This window comes from Serratia liquefaciens ATCC 27592 (genome assembly GCF_000422085.1).
Lineage (GTDB): Bacteria > Pseudomonadota > Gammaproteobacteria > Enterobacterales > Enterobacteriaceae > Serratia > Serratia liquefaciens.
Genome location: NC_021741.1, coordinates 4,089,844 through 4,105,742, shown reverse-complemented (window position 1 = coordinate 4,105,742; position 15,899 = coordinate 4,089,844). Strand labels below are relative to the sequence as shown.

At 53.5% G+C, this 15,899-nt stretch carries 16 protein-coding genes; 13 read left to right on the top strand and 3 right to left on the bottom strand.

What is annotated here, in order from left to right; translation table 11 throughout:
• Positions 1 to 4 precede the first annotated feature (4 nt).
• Together accA and M495_RS19280 are read left to right on the top strand one after the other, a co-directional pair.
• Positions 5 to 964, top strand: a complete 960-nt coding sequence (gene accA / locus M495_RS19285; RefSeq protein ID WP_020828351.1) for an acetyl-CoA carboxylase carboxyl transferase subunit alpha — start codon at positions 5 to 7, stop codon at positions 962 to 964.
• A 110-nt stretch (positions 965 to 1,074) separates the two neighbouring features.
• Entirely contained in the window at positions 1,075 to 3,219 is a 2,145-nt protein-coding gene (locus M495_RS19280; protein WP_020828350.1) for a lysine decarboxylase LdcC, read from the top strand.
• On the opposite strand, the gene M495_RS19275 is transcribed toward M495_RS19280, so the two are convergent.
• On the bottom strand, positions 3,216 to 3,761 hold the full coding sequence (locus M495_RS19275; protein ID WP_081667737.1) for a MarR family winged helix-turn-helix transcriptional regulator: 546 nt from the start codon (positions 3,759 to 3,761) through the stop codon (positions 3,216 to 3,218). The genes M495_RS19280 and M495_RS19275 overlap by 4 nt on opposite strands.
• A gap of 149 nt (positions 3,762 to 3,910) precedes the next feature.
• Here M495_RS19275 and M495_RS19270 point away from each other — a divergent pair, with 149 nt between their 5' ends.
• From M495_RS19270 to M495_RS19235, 8 genes are all read left to right on the top strand, one after another.
• Positions 3,911 to 4,144: a glutaredoxin family protein gene (locus M495_RS19270; RefSeq protein ID WP_020828348.1), complete on the top strand. Its 234-nt coding sequence runs from the start codon at positions 3,911 to 3,913 to the stop codon at positions 4,142 to 4,144.
• Between the two features lie 123 nt (positions 4,145 to 4,267).
• Complete coding sequence (locus M495_RS19265; RefSeq protein ID WP_020828347.1) at positions 4,268 to 4,657, top strand: VOC family protein; 390 nt, start codon at positions 4,268 to 4,270, stop codon at positions 4,655 to 4,657.
• Between the two features lie 89 nt (positions 4,658 to 4,746).
• Positions 4,747 to 6,303 (top strand): lysine decarboxylation/transport transcriptional activator CadC, encoded by a 1,557-nt coding sequence (gene cadC / locus M495_RS19260; RefSeq protein ID WP_041414889.1) that lies wholly within the window; start codon positions 4,747 to 4,749, stop codon positions 6,301 to 6,303.
• Positions 6,304 to 6,668: 365 nt separating this feature from the next.
• Complete coding sequence (gene cadB, locus M495_RS19255; protein ID WP_020828345.1) at positions 6,669 to 8,018, top strand: cadaverine/lysine antiporter; 1,350 nt, start codon at positions 6,669 to 6,671, stop codon at positions 8,016 to 8,018.
• Positions 8,019 to 8,106: 88 nt separating this feature from the next.
• A complete protein-coding gene (locus M495_RS19250) occupies positions 8,107 to 10,248 on the top strand; it encodes a lysine decarboxylase CadA (protein ID WP_020828344.1) in 2,142 nt (713 codons plus the stop codon).
• Positions 10,249 to 10,311: 63 nt separating this feature from the next.
• The gene (dtpD, locus tag M495_RS19245; protein WP_020828343.1) at positions 10,312 to 11,760 is read left to right on the top strand and encodes a dipeptide permease DtpD; all 1,449 of its coding nucleotides are present in this window, start codon (positions 10,312 to 10,314) and stop codon (positions 11,758 to 11,760) included.
• 56 nt (positions 11,761 to 11,816) lie between these two features.
• Positions 11,817 to 13,127, top strand: a complete 1,311-nt coding sequence (tilS, locus tag M495_RS19240; RefSeq protein WP_020828342.1) for a tRNA lysidine(34) synthetase TilS — start codon at positions 11,817 to 11,819, stop codon at positions 13,125 to 13,127.
• A gap of 17 nt (positions 13,128 to 13,144) precedes the next feature.
• Positions 13,145 to 13,462: a c-type cytochrome gene (locus M495_RS19235; protein ID WP_162838000.1), complete on the top strand. Its 318-nt coding sequence runs from the start codon at positions 13,145 to 13,147 to the stop codon at positions 13,460 to 13,462.
• 68 nt (positions 13,463 to 13,530) lie between these two features.
• On the opposite strand, the gene rof is transcribed toward M495_RS19235, so the two are convergent.
• Positions 13,531 to 13,788 (bottom strand): Rho-binding antiterminator, encoded by a 258-nt coding sequence (gene rof, locus M495_RS19230; RefSeq protein WP_230090436.1) that lies wholly within the window; start codon positions 13,786 to 13,788, stop codon positions 13,531 to 13,533.
• Entirely contained in the window at positions 13,781 to 13,981 is a 201-nt protein-coding gene (locus tag M495_RS19225) for a YaeP family protein (protein ID WP_041415645.1), read from the bottom strand. The genes rof and M495_RS19225 overlap by 8 nt, the downstream gene beginning before the upstream one ends.
• A gap of 204 nt (positions 13,982 to 14,185) precedes the next feature.
• Here M495_RS19225 and M495_RS19220 point away from each other — a divergent pair, with 204 nt between their 5' ends.
• The 3 genes from M495_RS19220 to nlpE are packed head-to-tail and all read left to right on the top strand — an operon-like array spanning position 14,186 to position 15,864.
• Complete coding sequence (locus tag M495_RS19220; RefSeq protein ID WP_020828338.1) at positions 14,186 to 14,734, top strand: YaeQ family protein; 549 nt, start codon at positions 14,186 to 14,188, stop codon at positions 14,732 to 14,734.
• A gap of 3 nt (positions 14,735 to 14,737) precedes the next feature.
• On the top strand, positions 14,738 to 15,151 hold the full coding sequence (gene arfB / locus M495_RS19215; RefSeq protein ID WP_020828337.1) for an alternative ribosome rescue aminoacyl-tRNA hydrolase ArfB: 414 nt from the start codon (positions 14,738 to 14,740) through the stop codon (positions 15,149 to 15,151).
• A gap of 29 nt (positions 15,152 to 15,180) precedes the next feature.
• The gene (nlpE, locus tag M495_RS19210; RefSeq protein ID WP_041414885.1) at positions 15,181 to 15,864 is read left to right on the top strand and encodes an envelope stress response activation lipoprotein NlpE; all 684 of its coding nucleotides are present in this window, start codon (positions 15,181 to 15,183) and stop codon (positions 15,862 to 15,864) included.
• The last annotated feature ends 35 nt before the right edge of the window (positions 15,865 to 15,899 follow it).

Genomic DNA, 15,899 nt, shown 5'->3' with positions numbered 1-15,899 from the left:
TGCTATGAGTCTGAATTTTCTTGATTTTGAACAGCCGATTGCAGAGCTGGAAGCGAAAATTGACTCGCTGACTGCAGTCAGCCGTCAAGACGAAAAATTAGATATTAATCTGGACGAAGAGGTTCAGCGCCTTCGTGAAAAGAGCGTTGAGCTGACGCGCAAGATTTTTTCCGATCTTGGGGCCTGGCAAGTTGCCCAATTGGCACGCCACCCGCGCCGTCCTTATACCCTGGATTATATCAAACACATCTTTACCGACTTCGAAGAGCTGGCGGGTGATCGCACCTATGCCGATGACAAAGCGATTGTCGGTGGCATTGCGCGCCTGGATGGCCGTCCGGTGATGATCATCGGGCATCAGAAAGGCCGCGAGACCAAAGAGAAAATCCGCCGTAACTTCGGCATGCCGGCACCAGAAGGCTATCGCAAAGCGCTGCGCCTGATGGAAATGGCTTCTCGCTTCAAGATGCCGCTGATCACTTTCATCGACACCCCTGGGGCCTACCCGGGCGTGGGCGCGGAAGAGCGTGGCCAGTCAGAAGCGATTGCCCATAACCTGCGTGAAATGTCTCGCCTGAAAATTCCGGTGATCTGTACGGTGATCGGCGAAGGCGGTTCCGGTGGCGCATTGGCCATTGGCGTGGGCGACAAAGTGAACATGCTGCAGTACAGCACCTATTCGGTGATCTCACCGGAAGGTTGTGCTTCCATTCTGTGGAAAAGCGCCGACAAAGCGCCGATTGCCGCAGAAGCCATGGGCATTACCGCACCGCGCCTGAAAGAGCTGAAGCTGATCGACTCGGTGATCCCGGAACCGCTGGGCTCTGCTCACCGCGACGTGCCGGCGATGGCGGAAGCGCTGAAAGCGCAGCTGCTGGCCGATCTGAAAGATCTCGACGGCCTGAACACCGAAGAGCTGCTTAACCGCCGCTACCAGCGCCTGATGAACTACGGCTATTGCTGAGTGTTGTCACGCGTTGCAAGAAACCGCCTTCGGGCGGTTTTTTTTGTCTACACACCGCAGTATTTTCATGTTGTTATAGAGGTTTGGTGGTTAACTGACAGGAGCAGCCGATGAACATCATCGCGATCATGAGCCCAGCGGGCGTTTATTACAAAGACGAGCCGATCCGCGAGCTTCACACCGCACTGGCTGCGATGAACTTCCAACTGGTGTATCCCAAAAACAGCGGCGATTTGTTGAAGCTGATCGAAGCTAACGCACGCATTTGCGGCGTGATTTTCGACTGGGATGACTACAGCCTGGAATTGTGCAGCGAGATCAACGAGCTCAACGAGTATCTGCCGCTGTATGCGTTTATCAACACGCATTCCACCTTTGACGTTAGCCTGCATGAAATGCGTATGGTGCTGTATTTCTTCGAGTACGGCCTGAATGCGGCAGATGATATTGCGCAGCGCATCCAGCAATATACCGCTGAATACATCGATACTATTACACCGCCGCTGACCAAGGCACTGTTCAATTACGTGCATGAAGGGAAATACACCTTCTGTACTCCCGGCCACATGGCCGGTACCGCCTTTCAGAAGAGCCCGGTCGGTTGCCTGTTTTACGATTTTTTCGGTGCCAATACTCTGAAAGCCGACGTGTCGATTTCGGTCACCGAGCTGGGCTCGCTGCTGGATCACACTGGCCCTCACCTGGAGGCCGAAGAGTATATTGCGCGCACCTTTAACGCCGAGCAAAGTTATCTGGTGACCAACGGCACCTCTACCGCCAATAAAATTGTCGGCATGTATTCGGCACCGACTGGCAGCACGGTATTGATCGACCGCAACTGCCATAAGTCCCTGTGCCATCTGCTGATGATGAGCGATATCGTGCCGATTTATTTGCGCCCGCTGCGCAATGCCTACGGGATTCTTGGCGGGATCCCACAGCGTGAATTCACCCATGACAGCATTGCCGCTCGGGTGGCTGACACGGCCAACGCCAGTTGGCCAGTCCATGCGGTGATCACTAACTCGACCTACGATGGCCTGCTGTATAACACCGACTACATCAAGCAGACGCTGGACGTCCCATCAATTCATTTTGATTCCGCCTGGGTGCCCTATACCAATTTCCATCCGATTTATGACGGCAAGAGCGGCATGAGCGGTGAACGTATACCCGGTAAAGTGATCTACGAAACCCAGTCGACCCATAAACTGCTGGCGGCGTTTTCACAGGCCTCGATGATCCACATTAAGGGTGACTATGACGAAAGTACCTTTAACGAGGCCTATATGATGCACACCACCACTTCGCCGAATTACGGCATCGTGGCGTCGATGGAGACCGCGGCGGCGATGCTGCGTGGTAATCCGGGGCGACGGTTGATTAACCGCTCGGTGGAGCGTGCGCTGCATTTCCGTCGTGAGGTGCAGCGTTTGCGGGAAGAAAGCGATAGCTGGTTCTTCGATATCTGGCAGCCGGAAGAGATTGACGAGGCGCAGTGCTGGCCGCTAAACCCGGATGACAACTGGCACGGCTTTGGCAATACCGACCGCGATCACATGTATCTCGATCCTATCAAGGTCACCATCCTGACGCCGGGGATGAATGAGCTTGGCGCGCTGGAAGAGAGCGGCATACCGGCAGCGCTGGTAGCGAAATACCTGGACGAACGCGGTATCGTGGTGGAGAAAACCGGCCCTTATAATCTGCTGTTCCTGTTCAGTATCGGCATTGATAAGACCAAGGCGATGAGCCTGCTGCGTGGCCTGACCGACTTTAAACGCGCCTACGATCTCAATCTGCGAGTGAAGAACATGCTGCCGGACCTGTTTGCCGAGGATCCGGATTTCTACCGTAATATGCGTATTCAGGATCTGGCCGCCGGGATCCATAGCTTGATCTGTCGGCACGATCTGCCGGGTTTGATGCAGCGGGCTTTTGATGTGTTGCCAGAAATGAAGCTGACGCCACACCAAATGTTCCAGCAGCAGGTGCGTGGCAACGTGGAAACCTGCGAGTTGGATCAACTGGTCGGCAAAGTCGCGGCGAACATGATCCTGCCTTATCCGCCAGGGGTTCCGCTGGTGATGCCGGGGGAGATGATCACCGAAGAGAGCCGAGCAGTGCTCGATTTCTTGCTGATGTTGTGTTCTATCGGCGAGCGCTATCCGGGGTTTGAAACCGATATCCACGGCGCGAAGCTGACCGAAGACGGGCGTTATCTGGTGAAAGTACTCAAAGCACCGCAGCCTTAAGCAAACTCACGGCAGATCAGGTTCACGCTGCTGGTCGGCAGCGGTTCCTGCGTCAGGCCGCAAAATGGCTGCCCGTCATGCCGCTGGTGATAGCGGCATTGATGACATTCGCCGAACAGGGCCACATTATCATCCTGTTTTTGCAACTGACGCAGCAACTGCGTCAGCAATTCCAGCAACTGTCCGCCGTCCTGCTGCATGGCATCCTGCGCTTGCTGTAAATAGGCCGGCGGGAATAGGGCATCCATCAACAAGCGCGATTTGTCGGTCAGCTTTAACCTGACGCTGCGACGGTCCTTCTCGTCTGCCGTACGGGCGATCATCCCGTTACTTTCCAACTTTTTCAGCGATTGCGACACCGTACCCTTGGTCAGGCCGAGATATTCCGCCACCGCCATCGGCGTATTGGAGTAATGGTTGCAGCGTGCCAGGTAATACAAGGCGCTCAGCTGCACCGGCGGCAGGCTTTCCAACTCTTCATGACTCCGCAGCCAGCTACGTTGCAGGCTATTTAGTCGTTCCAGTAAATCAAACAGTGTCAACATGGGATCCTCGCTAGTGTGGAAAAATAGTATCGATTAAAAACTATATTGACAAGGCATGGTGGAGGATTTATTGTGCTGTTGGTTTCGAATCGAAACTAAATGGGTGCACAGTTCACCCACAACAGTCAGAACCAAGGAGAATTATCATGACTAAGGCCGTTTTCTATCATGCCGGTTGCCCGGTTTGCGTGAGCGCAGAGCAGCAGTTGTTGGGCCTGCTGAGCCAGGATGTGCAGGTGGACGTGGTTCATCTGGGCGAAACGCCGGCGCGTATCGCCGATGCGGAAAAAGCCGGGGTGCAGAGCGTCCCTGCGTTGGTGGTGGATGGGCAGGTGCTGCACATTAACTACGGTGCGGCATTGGCGGATCTTAAAGCCTGATCGACCTATTGCATTGCCGATAGCTCAATAACAGCCCCGTCTTATCCAACGGGGCTTTTTGCCGTTGACGATACCGCCGCTGCCGGATACCTTGCCTCATCAGACAGACAATGAGGCATCACAATGTTGGCATTACGTCAGGTACACCACATCGCAGTTATAGGCTCAGATTATGCAGCCAGTAAGCATTTTTACTGCGATATTCTGGGGTTCACCCTATTAGGCGAGTTTTACCGTGCGGAGCGCGATTCATGGAAAGCGGATTTGGCGCTCAACGGTCAATACACCATCGAACTGTTTTCCTTCCCGTCACCGCCGGCCCGCGTCAGTCGCCCGGAAGCCTGCGGCTTGCGTCATTTAGCTTTCAGCGTCGACGACATCGAGCAGGCCATCCAGCATTTGCAGAATGCCGGGGTGGTTTGCGAACCGGTGCGTATCGATCCATACACCCAGTCACGTTTCACTTTTTTCAGCGATCCGGATGGGTTACCTCTAGAATTATATGAGCTATGAATGCTTAATCGGGACCAGGCGGCGCAGGCGGCACCCGCATATGCTATCATCCCGCGCTTGCCGCACGCCCCTTTTGAGTTATGTTCACTATGCAAGAGCCTGTTTTTCGCGTTGGAGAATGGTTAGTTACTCCCGCAGACAACAAAATAAGCCGTGACGGGCGCCAACAGACGTTGGAGCCTCGCCTGATCGATATGCTGCAATATTTCGCCCGGCATCCGGATGTGGTGCTGAGCCGAGATGAGCTGATCGATAATGTATGGAAACGCAACATCGTCACCAATCATGTGGTGACCCAGAGTATTTCCGAGCTGCGCAAATACCTGAAAGACGGCGACACCAATAGCCCGGAATACATTATCACCGTACCCAAACGCGGCTATAAGCTGGCTGCACCGGTCATGTGGTGTGAAGGGGACGATGTGGCAACGCCTGCGGTGCCGCAGGTTGCGGTGATCATGCATGAGCCGGAAGATGGCAGCGACGGCAGCGAAGAAGACGAGGTAGCCTATGAGCCGCCCAAACCAACCAAGACAAAAACGCCGTCGGTCACCTCAACCACCCCTTTTTATCGCCAATCAACATTCTGGGTATGGCTGGCATTTCTTGCTGCGTTGAGCGCCTGTGTGGTGTTTGTTGCCATCGCGACCTTGTCGCAGCGCATACCGGAATCCACCATGCCGGTGCTGATGAACCCGCGTGATATCGACATCCGTATTCAGGGCGGTAACAGTTGCAGCAACTGGACGCCGCAGCTCTCTTATGTAGTTGGCCTGAGTGAAGTGGTGACGGACTCGCTGAATACTTACTCGACCTTCCTGGTGCATGATCAGACCAATTACAACTACACCGGACCCAGCAGTTCGGGTAAGTCTCTGACCATTGAGTTCGTCAATCAGCGCCATTATCGCGCTCAGCAGTGTTTCCTGTCGGTGCGTCTGGTGAACAACGCGGACAGTTCGATCATGTTGGATAAGCGTTACTTCGTGACCGATGACAACCAGCTAAAAATTCAGGAAGATTTCCTCAGCAGTCTGTCTACTGCTCTTAAGCAGCCCTGGCCGCCGCAGTTGCAGCAGCGCCTGACCCAGCTTTTACCGAATTCCGGCCCGGCATTGCAACAGTATTATCAGGCGCACCAGCTCTTGATTCAGGGGGATAACGACTCACTGACCCATGCGAGTAATATGCTGGCGGATATGATAAAAATTACGCCGAATTTTATTTATCTCTCTGCAGAAAAAGCGCTGGCCGATTTATTGCGTAACTCTTATCAACCCTTTGACGGCGTACAATTGGCGCAATTGCAGGCTGAAATCGCTCGTTTGAATACGCTGCCGACGTTAAAAGACAGCCCGATTATTCAGCAAATTCATACGATACAAGCGCTGGGGCAGGGGAATACCGATGAGGCCCACCAGGCAATTGACAAGGGCATTGAATTACAGATGTCCTGGATGAATTATGTATTGCTGGGTAAGGTTTATGAAATGCAGGGTTATAACCATCTGGCAGCTGATTCCTATATCACCGCCTTTAATCTTCGTCCTGGAGAAAATACGCTGCATTGGATCAGTAATGCCGTATTTCACACCTCAATTAACGCCGTCGTTCCCTATCTCAATAACTATACTCAAGGCGAATAACCTTCGATAACACCGCTGACTCAATATCTTGAGTGGCGGTGTTATTTATTGTGCCGATTTTGTTAAATTAAATAAATGTATCGGTTGGTGATTTATTCTCTGTTGTTCACGTTTGTAGGTGAAAAATAACACGCTTATCATACTGTTTTTTAATGATATTTATCTTTTCTTGATGCCGTGTTTAGCTCTTTATTTGTTAATGGAAAACCTCAAGTTATCATTTGTATGATCATGACCGTAATATCACTTTATCTTTAGGACTTTACTGACGCCATTCTTTAGCATCCTGACCATCAAGTCCGGTCATTAGCAAAACTGCATAACGACCTGGACTTATAAGAAATCAAAATCAGGAGAAACTGACCATGGCTTCATCCAAGAAAATCGGGCTTATTGCCTGCACCGGTGTTGTTGCCGGTAATATGATGGGGAGCGGTATTGCCTTATTACCCGCGAACCTGGCAAGTCTCGGATCTATCGCTATTTGGGGATGGGTAATATCCATTATTGGTGCGATGTCGCTGGCCTATGTATATGCTCGCCTGGCCACCAAAAATCCTCAACAGGGCGGTCCCATTGCCTACGCGGGTGAAATTTCCCCGGCGTTTGGTTTCCAAACCGGTGTGCTTTATTACCATGCGAACTGGATCGGTAATTTGGCCATCGGCATTACCGCGGTTTCTTATCTTTCTACCTTCTTCCCTGCACTGAATAATCCGGTACCGGCTGGTATTGCCTGTATTGCTATTGTTTGGGTGTTTACCTTTATTAACCTGCTGGGCGGTTCATGGGTCAGTCGTTTGACGACCATGGGCCTGGTATTGGTGCTGATCCCGGTGATTGTGACTGCGACTGCAGGCTGGCATTGGTTCGACGCTGCAACCTATCAGGCTAACTGGAATACTTCCGGTACCACTGATTTCCATGCCGTAATCAAAAGTATCCTGCTGTGCCTGTGGGCGTTTATCGGCGTGGAATCTGCCGCAGTAAGCACCGGCATGGTGAAAAACCCGAAACGTACCGTACCGCTGGCAACCATGCTGGGGACTGCGCTGGCTGGGATCATCTACGTTGCAGCAACTCAGGTCATCAGCGGTATGTATCCTGCGTCTGAGATGGCTGCTTCCGGTGCACCGTTCGCTATCAGCGCCTCTACAATCATGGGTGGCTGGGCTGCGCCAATGGTTTCTGCCTTCACCGCCTTTGCCTGCCTCACTTCACTTGGTTCCTGGATGATGCTGGTTGGTCAAGCCGGGGTACGTGCCGCCAACGACGGTAACTTCCCGAAAGTTTACGGTGAAGTCGATAAAAACGGCGTGCCGAAAAAAGGCCTGCTGCTGGCAAGCTGCAAAATGACTGCGCTGATGGTGCTGATTACGGCCATGAGCTCCGGCGGCGGTAAAGCTTCCGACCTGTTCGGCATGTTGACCGGTATCGCGGTACTGCTGACCATGCTGCCTTACTTCTACTCCTGCGTAGATCTGATCCGCTTCGAAGGTGTCAATATCCGTAACCTGCTGAGCCTGATTGCCTCGGTGCTGGGTTGTGGCTTCTGCTTCATCGCACTGATGGGGGCCGACTCGTTCGAACTGTCCGGTACCTTCATCATCAGCCTGATCATCCTGATGTTCTACGCCCGCAAAATGAATACCCGTCAGACCGCCAAAGCCAACGGTGTAGCCCTCGACGGCAATACGACGGCCAAAGCGCACTAAGCACGTACTGACCCACTTCTTAATTTAGCCCCTTGCAGTAATTGTCACTCGTGATGGCAAGGGGCTCGCTTTACCTGGAGAAATGATTATGAACGTTATAGCTATCATGAACCACATGGGTGTCTACTTTAAAGAAGAGCCTATCCGCGAACTGCACAAAGCATTGGAAAGCCTGGACTTCCGCGTTGTCTATCCTAACGATCGCGAAGACCTGTTAAAGCTGATCGAGAATAATGCGCGCTTGTGCGGGGTGATTTTCGACTGGGATAAATACAACCTCGAGTTGTGTGAAGAAATCAGCCAGTTGAATGAATATATGCCGCTGTATGCATTTGCCAATACGCATTCAACCCTGGATGTCAGCCTGAACGATCTGCGCATGCAGGTGCGTTTCTTTGAATATGCGCTGGGTGCGGCTACCGATATCGCTGCCAAGATCAAACAAAACACCGATGAGTACATCGATACCATCCTGCCACCGCTGACCAAAGCGCTGTTCAAATATGTGCGTGAAGGCAAATACACCTTCTGTACTCCAGGCCACATGGGGGGCACCGCCTTCCAGAAAAGCCCGGTCGGTAGCCTGTTCTACGATTTCTTTGGCGCCAACGCCATGAAGTCTGACATTTCTATTTCGGTTTCCGAGCTGGGCTCACTGCTGGACCACACCGGTCCGCACAAAGAAGCTGAAGAGTATATTGCTCGCGTATTCAACGCTGAACGCAGCTATATGGTGACTAACGGCACTTCTACCGCCAACAAAATTGTCGGCATGTACTCCGCACCGGCCGGCAGCACGGTATTGATTGACCGTAACTGCCACAAATCGCTGACCCATCTGATGATGATGAGCGACATTACGCCAATCTATTTCCGCCCAACCCGTAATGCTTACGGCATTCTCGGTGGTATCCCGCAGAGTGAGTTTGCCCGTGACACCATCGCCAAACGTGTTAAAGAAACACCAAACGCGACCTGGCCAGTGCATGCGGTAATCACCAACTCTACCTATGACGGTCTGCTGTACAACACCGATCATATTAAGAACGCGCTGGATGTGAAATCTATTCACTTTGACTCCGCCTGGGTGCCTTACACCAATTTCCACCCGATCTACAAAGGCAAATGCGGCATGAGCGGCGGCCGTGTGGAAGGGAAGGTGATTTATGAAACCCAATCCACCCATAAACTGCTGGCGGCGTTCTCGCAGGCTTCGATGATCCACGTGAAAGGCGATATCAACGAAGAAACCTTCAACGAAGCCTACATGATGCAAACCACCACTTCACCGCACTACGGTATCGTGGCGTCTACCGAAACTGCCGCGGCGATGATGAAAGGCAATGCCGGTAAGCGTTTGATTAACGACTCTATTGAACGTGCTATCAAGTTCCGTAAAGAAATCAAACAGCTGAACGTTGAGTCCGAAGGTTGGTTCTTTGACGTCTGGCAGCCAGAACACATCGATCAGGCTGAATGCTGGCCGCTGAAGTCTGACAACGCCTGGCACGGCTTCAAAAATATCGACGATGAACATATGTATCTCGACCCGATCAAAGTCACTCTCCTGACCCCAGGGATGAGTAAAGAGGGTGAAATGCAGGAGTTTGGTATCCCGGCCAGCCTGGTTGCTAAATACCTGGACGAGCACGGTATCATCGTTGAGAAAACCGGCCCATATAACCTGCTGTTCCTGTTCAGCATCGGTATCGACAAAACCAAAGCCCTCAGCCTGCTGCGCGGCCTGACTGATTTCAAACGTTCGTTCGACCTGAACCTGCGGGTGAAAAACATGCTGCCGTCACTGTACAAAGAGGCGCCTGAGTTTTATGAAAACATGCGCATTCAGGATCTGGCGCAGAACATTCACAACCTGGTGGTTGAGCACAACCTGCCGGATCTGATGTACCGCGCATTTGAAGTGCTGCCAACTCTGGTCATGAACCCGTTCAATGCGTTCCAGAAAGAGCTGCACGGTGAAGTGGAAGAGGTTTATTTGGAAGACATGGTCGGCAAGGTGAATGCCAACATGATCCTGCCATATCCTCCAGGTGTTCCACTGGTGATGCCAGGTGAAATGCTCACCGAGGAAAGCCGTCCGGTACTGGAGTTCCTGCAAATGCTGTGCGAAATCGGCGCGCATTATCCGGGCTTCGAAACTGATATCCACGGCGCTTACCGTCAGGCGGATGGACGTTACACCGTGAAGGTGTTGAAAAACGATAAATAACTGAAATAACGGGGAGGCGTTTACGCCTCCCTTTTGTCGTTCACCGACTGATGGGAGAAAACCATGAAAACACCCTCACAGCCGCGCGCAATCTACTATGTCGTAGCCATACAAATTTGGGAATATTTCAGCTTTTACGGCATGCGTGCATTACTTATTCTCTATCTTACTCATCAACTTGGTTATACCGATAGCCGCGCTATCAGCCTTTATAGCGCCTATGCCTCTCTGGTTTACGTCACGCCGATCCTGGGCGGCCTGCTTGCCGATCGCCTGCTGGGCAACCGCGTTGCGGTAATCGCCGGGGCGGTACTGATGACGCTGGGCCACATTGTCCTCGGTCTGAGCGCCGTCTCGACACATTCACTCTATCTGGCCCTGGCGATCATCATCTGCGGCTACGGCCTGTTCAAATCCAATATCAGCTGCCTGCTGGGCGAGTTATACCAACCGCAAGACTCGCGCCGTGAAGGGGGCTTTTCACTGCTGTATGCCGCCGGCAACGTGGGGTCGATTCTGGCACCCATCGCTTGTGGGCTGGCGGCAGAGCGTTATGGCTGGCACGTCGGTTTTGCGCTGGCGGGGATCGGCATGCTGGCAGGGCTGGCCATCTTCCTGTTTGGCAGCCGTCATTTCACCCACACACGCGGGGTGGATCGTGCGCAGATGTGCGCCAACACCCTGAAGGTACCGAACTGGGTGTGGCTAAGCGCCATGCTGTTGTTGGCCCCGTTGTTCTTTACCTCGCTGTTTATTTACGGTCTGGCGGGGCAATTACTGATGCTGGTGTGTGCCGCTGCGGTGGTGATGGTGGCGCGGATTATGATCCGGGCTACGAGGGATCAACGCCGTGGACTGTGGCAGATCGTTATGCTGATGCTGCTGGGCACTTTGTTTTGGGCTTTCGCTCAGCAGGGCGGTAGTTCCATCAGCCTGTTTATCGATCACTATGTCGATCGCCAGTGGTTTTCCTGGACGGTGCCGACGGCATTGTTCCAGTCAGTGAATGCCTTTGCCGTGATGTTTGGCGGTGTGATGTTGGCCTGGCTTGTACGAGGCAACGGCAGCGGTAGCCGTACGCTGCGCATTTGGGGGAAATTCGCCTTTGGCTTGCTGCTGATAGGCGTCGGTTTCACCCTGATGGCGCTGAATGCCCGCTACGGTCAGGGATCGATGTTCCTGATGATCGCCGGGCTTTCCGTGATGGGGCTGGCCGAATTGTTCATCGACCCGGTCGCCATGGCGCAAATCACCCGGCTGAATATCCCAGGTGCTACCGGGGTACTGACGGGGATCTACATGCTGACCACCGGCTCGATAGCAAATTATCTGGCGGGCATTATCGCGGGGCAAACAGCGGAAGATCCGGCAACCGGAGCGAGCGCACAGGCCTACGCGCACCTGTTCTCACAAATCGGCTGGTGGGCATTGGGTTGTACTGCCGCAGTGATTGCGGTGTTGGCCATGTGGTGGTTGCTGACCGGCCGCCACCTGCGTGCGGTTAATGCTTGATTGATGGTATGGCGGGGGGTAACGTGCAGCTATCTGGACGTTATTAAGCCTAATCAATGAATAGCAATCAATTATCTGGACAGCTTGCCCGTCAGCTGGGAGCGCGCCGGCACTTGCTGGTGGCATTCAGCGGCGGGCTGGATTCCAGCGTACTGCTGCACTTGCTGGTGCAGTTGCGTCAACAACTGCCGGAGTTGCAGCTACGCGCGGTGCACGTGCACCACGGCCTGAGTTCTTTTGCCGATCGGTGGGTGGAACACTGTCGCCAACAATGTGCCGCCTGGCAACTGCCATTGGTGGTGCAATATGTGCAGGTCGACGGCCGTCAGGACGGCATTGAAGCCGCGGCCCGGGCGGCGCGCTATTCCGCTTTTGCTGCCACGCTGGCCGCGGATGAAACCTTGCTCACCGCGCAACACCTTGACGATCAATGTGAAACCTTTCTTTTGGCGTTAAAGCGCGGCAGCGGCCCGGCGGGCCTGTCGGCAATGGCTGCGCAAACCTCATTGGGAAATAACGGCTTGTTACGTCCATTGCTGGGCAGTTCCCGGCAGCAGTTGGAAGCCTATGCCCAGCAGCATCAGCTCAGTTGGATTGAAGATGACAGTAACCAGGACTCGCGCTTCGATCGCAACTTTCTACGCCTGCAGGTATTGCCACTGTTGAATCAGCGCTGGCCGCATTTTGCCGCCGCGACGGCGCGTAGTGCCAGCCTGTGTGCTGAGCAAGAGCAACTGTTGGATGAGCTGCTGGCAGAGCAGTTGCACTCGCTGCTCGATGAAGAAAATGCGCTGGCGATTGACGGTTTGTTGGGATGCTCGCCGGCCCGACGTTTTGCTTTGTTACGCCGTTGGATCGCAGCACGTGGCGCAAGCATGCCCTCACGCGAACAGTTGCAGCGTCTGTGGCACGAAGTGGCGCTCAGCCGTGAAGATGCCGAACCTCAGCTACAGCTGGGGCAATATCAGATCCGCCGTTTCCGTCGGCGCCTATACCTGTTGCCATTGATGGCCGATCTGCGTCAAACCTGCCTGGAGTGGTCGTTGACAGAGCCGCTGATGTTGCCGGATGGCCTGGGTGAGCTGGTGAGTGGGGAGGGCGATATTGTCCTGCGCGCTCCGCAGCCACTGCAAAAAGTGAGCGTTCGCTTTAGCGCTCAGGGCAAGCTCCGCATCCTGGGGCGCACGCATTCCCGGCCGATCAAAAAACTGTGGCAAGAGTTGGGTATTCCACCGTGGCAGCGTGAGCGTACTCCTTTGATCTATTATGATGACCAACTTATCGCTGCGCTGGGCGTTTTTGTCAGCGAGGCCGGACAACCCGCCGAGGGGCAGCAACCCCTGCGGCTGCAGTGGCGTAAAAAATAATAAGAGCGTAAGGAGCAATGATGAAATTTGTGAGCGCAATAGCGGTGTTGGTTGGTTTGTGCAGTTTGCCGGCTATGGCGGCGGGGGATGCGGCGGCAGGCAAAGACAAATCTGCCAGTTGCATGGCATGCCACGGTGCTGAAGGGAAGGTCTCGGTGCCAATGTATCCTAATCTGGCTGGGCAAAACGCCATGTACCTGGAGCATGCGCTGCAGGCTTATAAGAAAGGCGAACGTAACGGTGGCCAGGCAGAGGTGATGAAAGCCTATGTTTCAGCGCTGTCCGATGACGATATTGCCGATCTGGCTGCTTACTATGCCAGTCTTAAACCCTAACCAGCCTGAAGCTCTAAATGACGAGGGCAGCCGTTGGGCTGCCCTGTTGGGATGGCGTTACCGAAAAATCAGTCAGACAGGCTGACGACCACGGTACCGATTTCCGGATGACTGAAACTGAGGATGTGATCCAGACGCAAGCTGAGAGCATTGCCGGCCTGATCGATAATCAGGTACTCAACGCCTTTGGTAAATTTCAGCTCGGTGGCTTTGCCTTCGAGTTTATCTCCGTCGCGTAACTCCAGCTTCAGTATGTAGTTATGCTGACAGGCGAGTTCCAGGCTTTCATAGTCATCGCAATTGATGGATTGGTACTCATCATTCATCAACATAGTCGCTCACCAATAAGTTAGCGGCAGCAAAAGCCGCCTGTTCCCTAACGGAGGACGGTAGCGCGTTATCCGCAGCAACTTCGTCCAATGCCTTTAATACACATGCTAACGCATCAGGCACGTAGCCGCGATCACCACTGCCGATCTCGGCGTAAAAACGGCGTACTAACTCACAGTATTGTTGCACAGTTTCCTCCCTTAAGAACCTCTGCGTCATCGAAACCCTTTAGCGATGAGGCGCAGGCTCTCGGAGCTTGACTCTATCCTAGACGACTATAGCACAGCTATTCTGGAGTTATTAGCACCTGCGCGCGGCTTTCGCACTGCGCTTTGCCTGGCAGCGGTTGGGCCAAATCAAGTACACTGTCGCCTGATAATTATGAGGTCACCCATGGCGCTGAAAGCTACCATTTATAAAGCCACGGTCAATATCGCTGATATGGATCGTCATTTCTACCACGACGCCACGCTTACCCTGGCCCAACACCCTTCCGAAACCGAACAGCGCATGATGCTGCGCCTGCTGGCCTGGATTTGCCACGCCGACGAGCGCCTGGTATTCACCAAAGGCCTGAGTGCTGAAGATGAACCGGAAATCTGGCAGCGTAATGACCATAACGGGCTGGAAATGTGGATCGAAATGGGTCTGCCTGATGAGAAGCGCATCAAGAAAGCCTGTAATCAGTCTCCGCGAGTGGTGCTTTACGCCTACGGGGAGCGTGCAGGCCACGTATGGTGGCAATCGATGCAGAGCAAAGTGGCAAACCACAAAAACCTAAGCATCCGTTTCCTGGATGATGAACAATTAAGCAAGCTGGCGGCCTTGGCCAGCCGTAATATGACGCTGCAGGCCACGCTGCAAGAGGGAACTATCTGGCTTTCTGATGCTCAGAATAGTCTGGAAATCCAGTTTGCCGAATGGCAACAGGCGCAGGTGTGATCGGTGCTGGAACTGTCGAGAAGCGTTGTCATACCGGATAACGAGCTGGAATTGACGGCGATCCGCGCGCAGGGTGCGGGTGGCCAGCACGTGAACAAAGCCTCAACGGCCATCCATTTGCGCTTTGACATCCGGGCATCCAGCCTGCCAGAGTATTATAAGGAAAGGCTGCTGGCCCTGAATAATCATTTAATTACCGCCGATGGGGTGGTGATTATTAAAGCGCAGGAATATCGTAGCCAGGAATTAAACCGTGAGGCGGCGTTGGCCAGATTGGTGGCGCTGATTCAGCAGGCGATGGTGGTGGAAAAAGCGCGCAGAGCGACCAAGCCCACGAAAGGGGCTAAATTACGTCGGCTGGAAGGCAAAGTACGTAAAGGCGCAACGAAAGCGCTGCGCGGCAAAATCCGCACTTAAGGATACATGGACACAGTAGGAGAAGAGCTGTGAAGAAAATAACAATAGCCCTGTTTTTAGCGGCAGGGGCACTCTCATTATTGGGATGTAATAATCAATATCAGCCAAAGGAACAGCCTCTTCAGGCAATGCAGCAAAGTTATCAGGGCGTGTTGCCTTGTGCAGACTGCGGCGGCCTGGATACTTCGCTGTTCCTGGATGAAGACGGCACTTTCGTGCTGCAGGAAACCTATCGTGATACCAAAGACGGCGACCAGACTTTCGCCGACTACGGTAAGTGGGCACGAACCGCCGATAAGCTGGTGCTGACGGACAGCCGTGGCGACAAACGCTATTTCCGGCCCGCAGGCAAGAGCCTGGAAATGCTGGATCAAAGCGGTGCGATTATCGAGTCCAAATTGAATTATCGTCTGGATCCGGTAGAGAAAGCCTTGCCTAAAACGCCGATGGCGCTGAAAGGCAGCTACACCTACATGGCGGATGCGGCGGTGTTTAAAGACTGCGCCACGGGCAAGACGTTCCCGGTAGACAATACCATTGCGTTGGAACAAGGGTATGCCAAAGCCTATAAAACGCCGGGTGAACCGGTCTTCCTGACGTTGAATGGCCACTTCAGTGTTCAGCCGTCAATGGAAGAAGGGCAGACTGAAAAGGCGCTGGTGCCGGACGGTAAACTCGTTTTCGACCGCAGCAAAAATTGCGACAGCAAATAACGACCATAAAAAAACCCGCCTAGGCGGGTTTTTGC

Coding starts and splice junctions, on each gene's coding strand:
- accA (WP_020828351.1), top strand. CDS start 5: ATGAGTCTGAATTTTCTTGATTTTGAACAGCCGATTGCAGAGCTGGAA.
- M495_RS19280 (WP_020828350.1), top strand. CDS start 1,075: ATGAACATCATCGCGATCATGAGCCCAGCGGGCGTTTATTACAAAGAC.
- M495_RS19270 (WP_020828348.1), top strand. CDS start 3,911: ATGACTAAGGCCGTTTTCTATCATGCCGGTTGCCCGGTTTGCGTGAGC.
- M495_RS19265 (WP_020828347.1), top strand. CDS start 4,268: ATGTTGGCATTACGTCAGGTACACCACATCGCAGTTATAGGCTCAGAT.
- cadC (WP_041414889.1), top strand. CDS start 4,747: ATGCAAGAGCCTGTTTTTCGCGTTGGAGAATGGTTAGTTACTCCCGCA.
- cadB (WP_020828345.1), top strand. CDS start 6,669: ATGGCTTCATCCAAGAAAATCGGGCTTATTGCCTGCACCGGTGTTGTT.
- M495_RS19250 (WP_020828344.1), top strand. CDS start 8,107: ATGAACGTTATAGCTATCATGAACCACATGGGTGTCTACTTTAAAGAA.
- dtpD (WP_020828343.1), top strand. CDS start 10,312: ATGAAAACACCCTCACAGCCGCGCGCAATCTACTATGTCGTAGCCATA.
- tilS (WP_020828342.1), top strand. CDS start 11,817: ATGAATAGCAATCAATTATCTGGACAGCTTGCCCGTCAGCTGGGAGCG.
- M495_RS19235 (WP_162838000.1), top strand. CDS start 13,145: ATGATGAAATTTGTGAGCGCAATAGCGGTGTTGGTTGGTTTGTGCAGT.
- rof (WP_230090436.1), bottom strand. CDS start 13,788: ATGAATGATGAGTACCAATCCATCAATTGCGATGACTATGAAAGCCTG.
- M495_RS19220 (WP_020828338.1), top strand. CDS start 14,186: ATGGCGCTGAAAGCTACCATTTATAAAGCCACGGTCAATATCGCTGAT.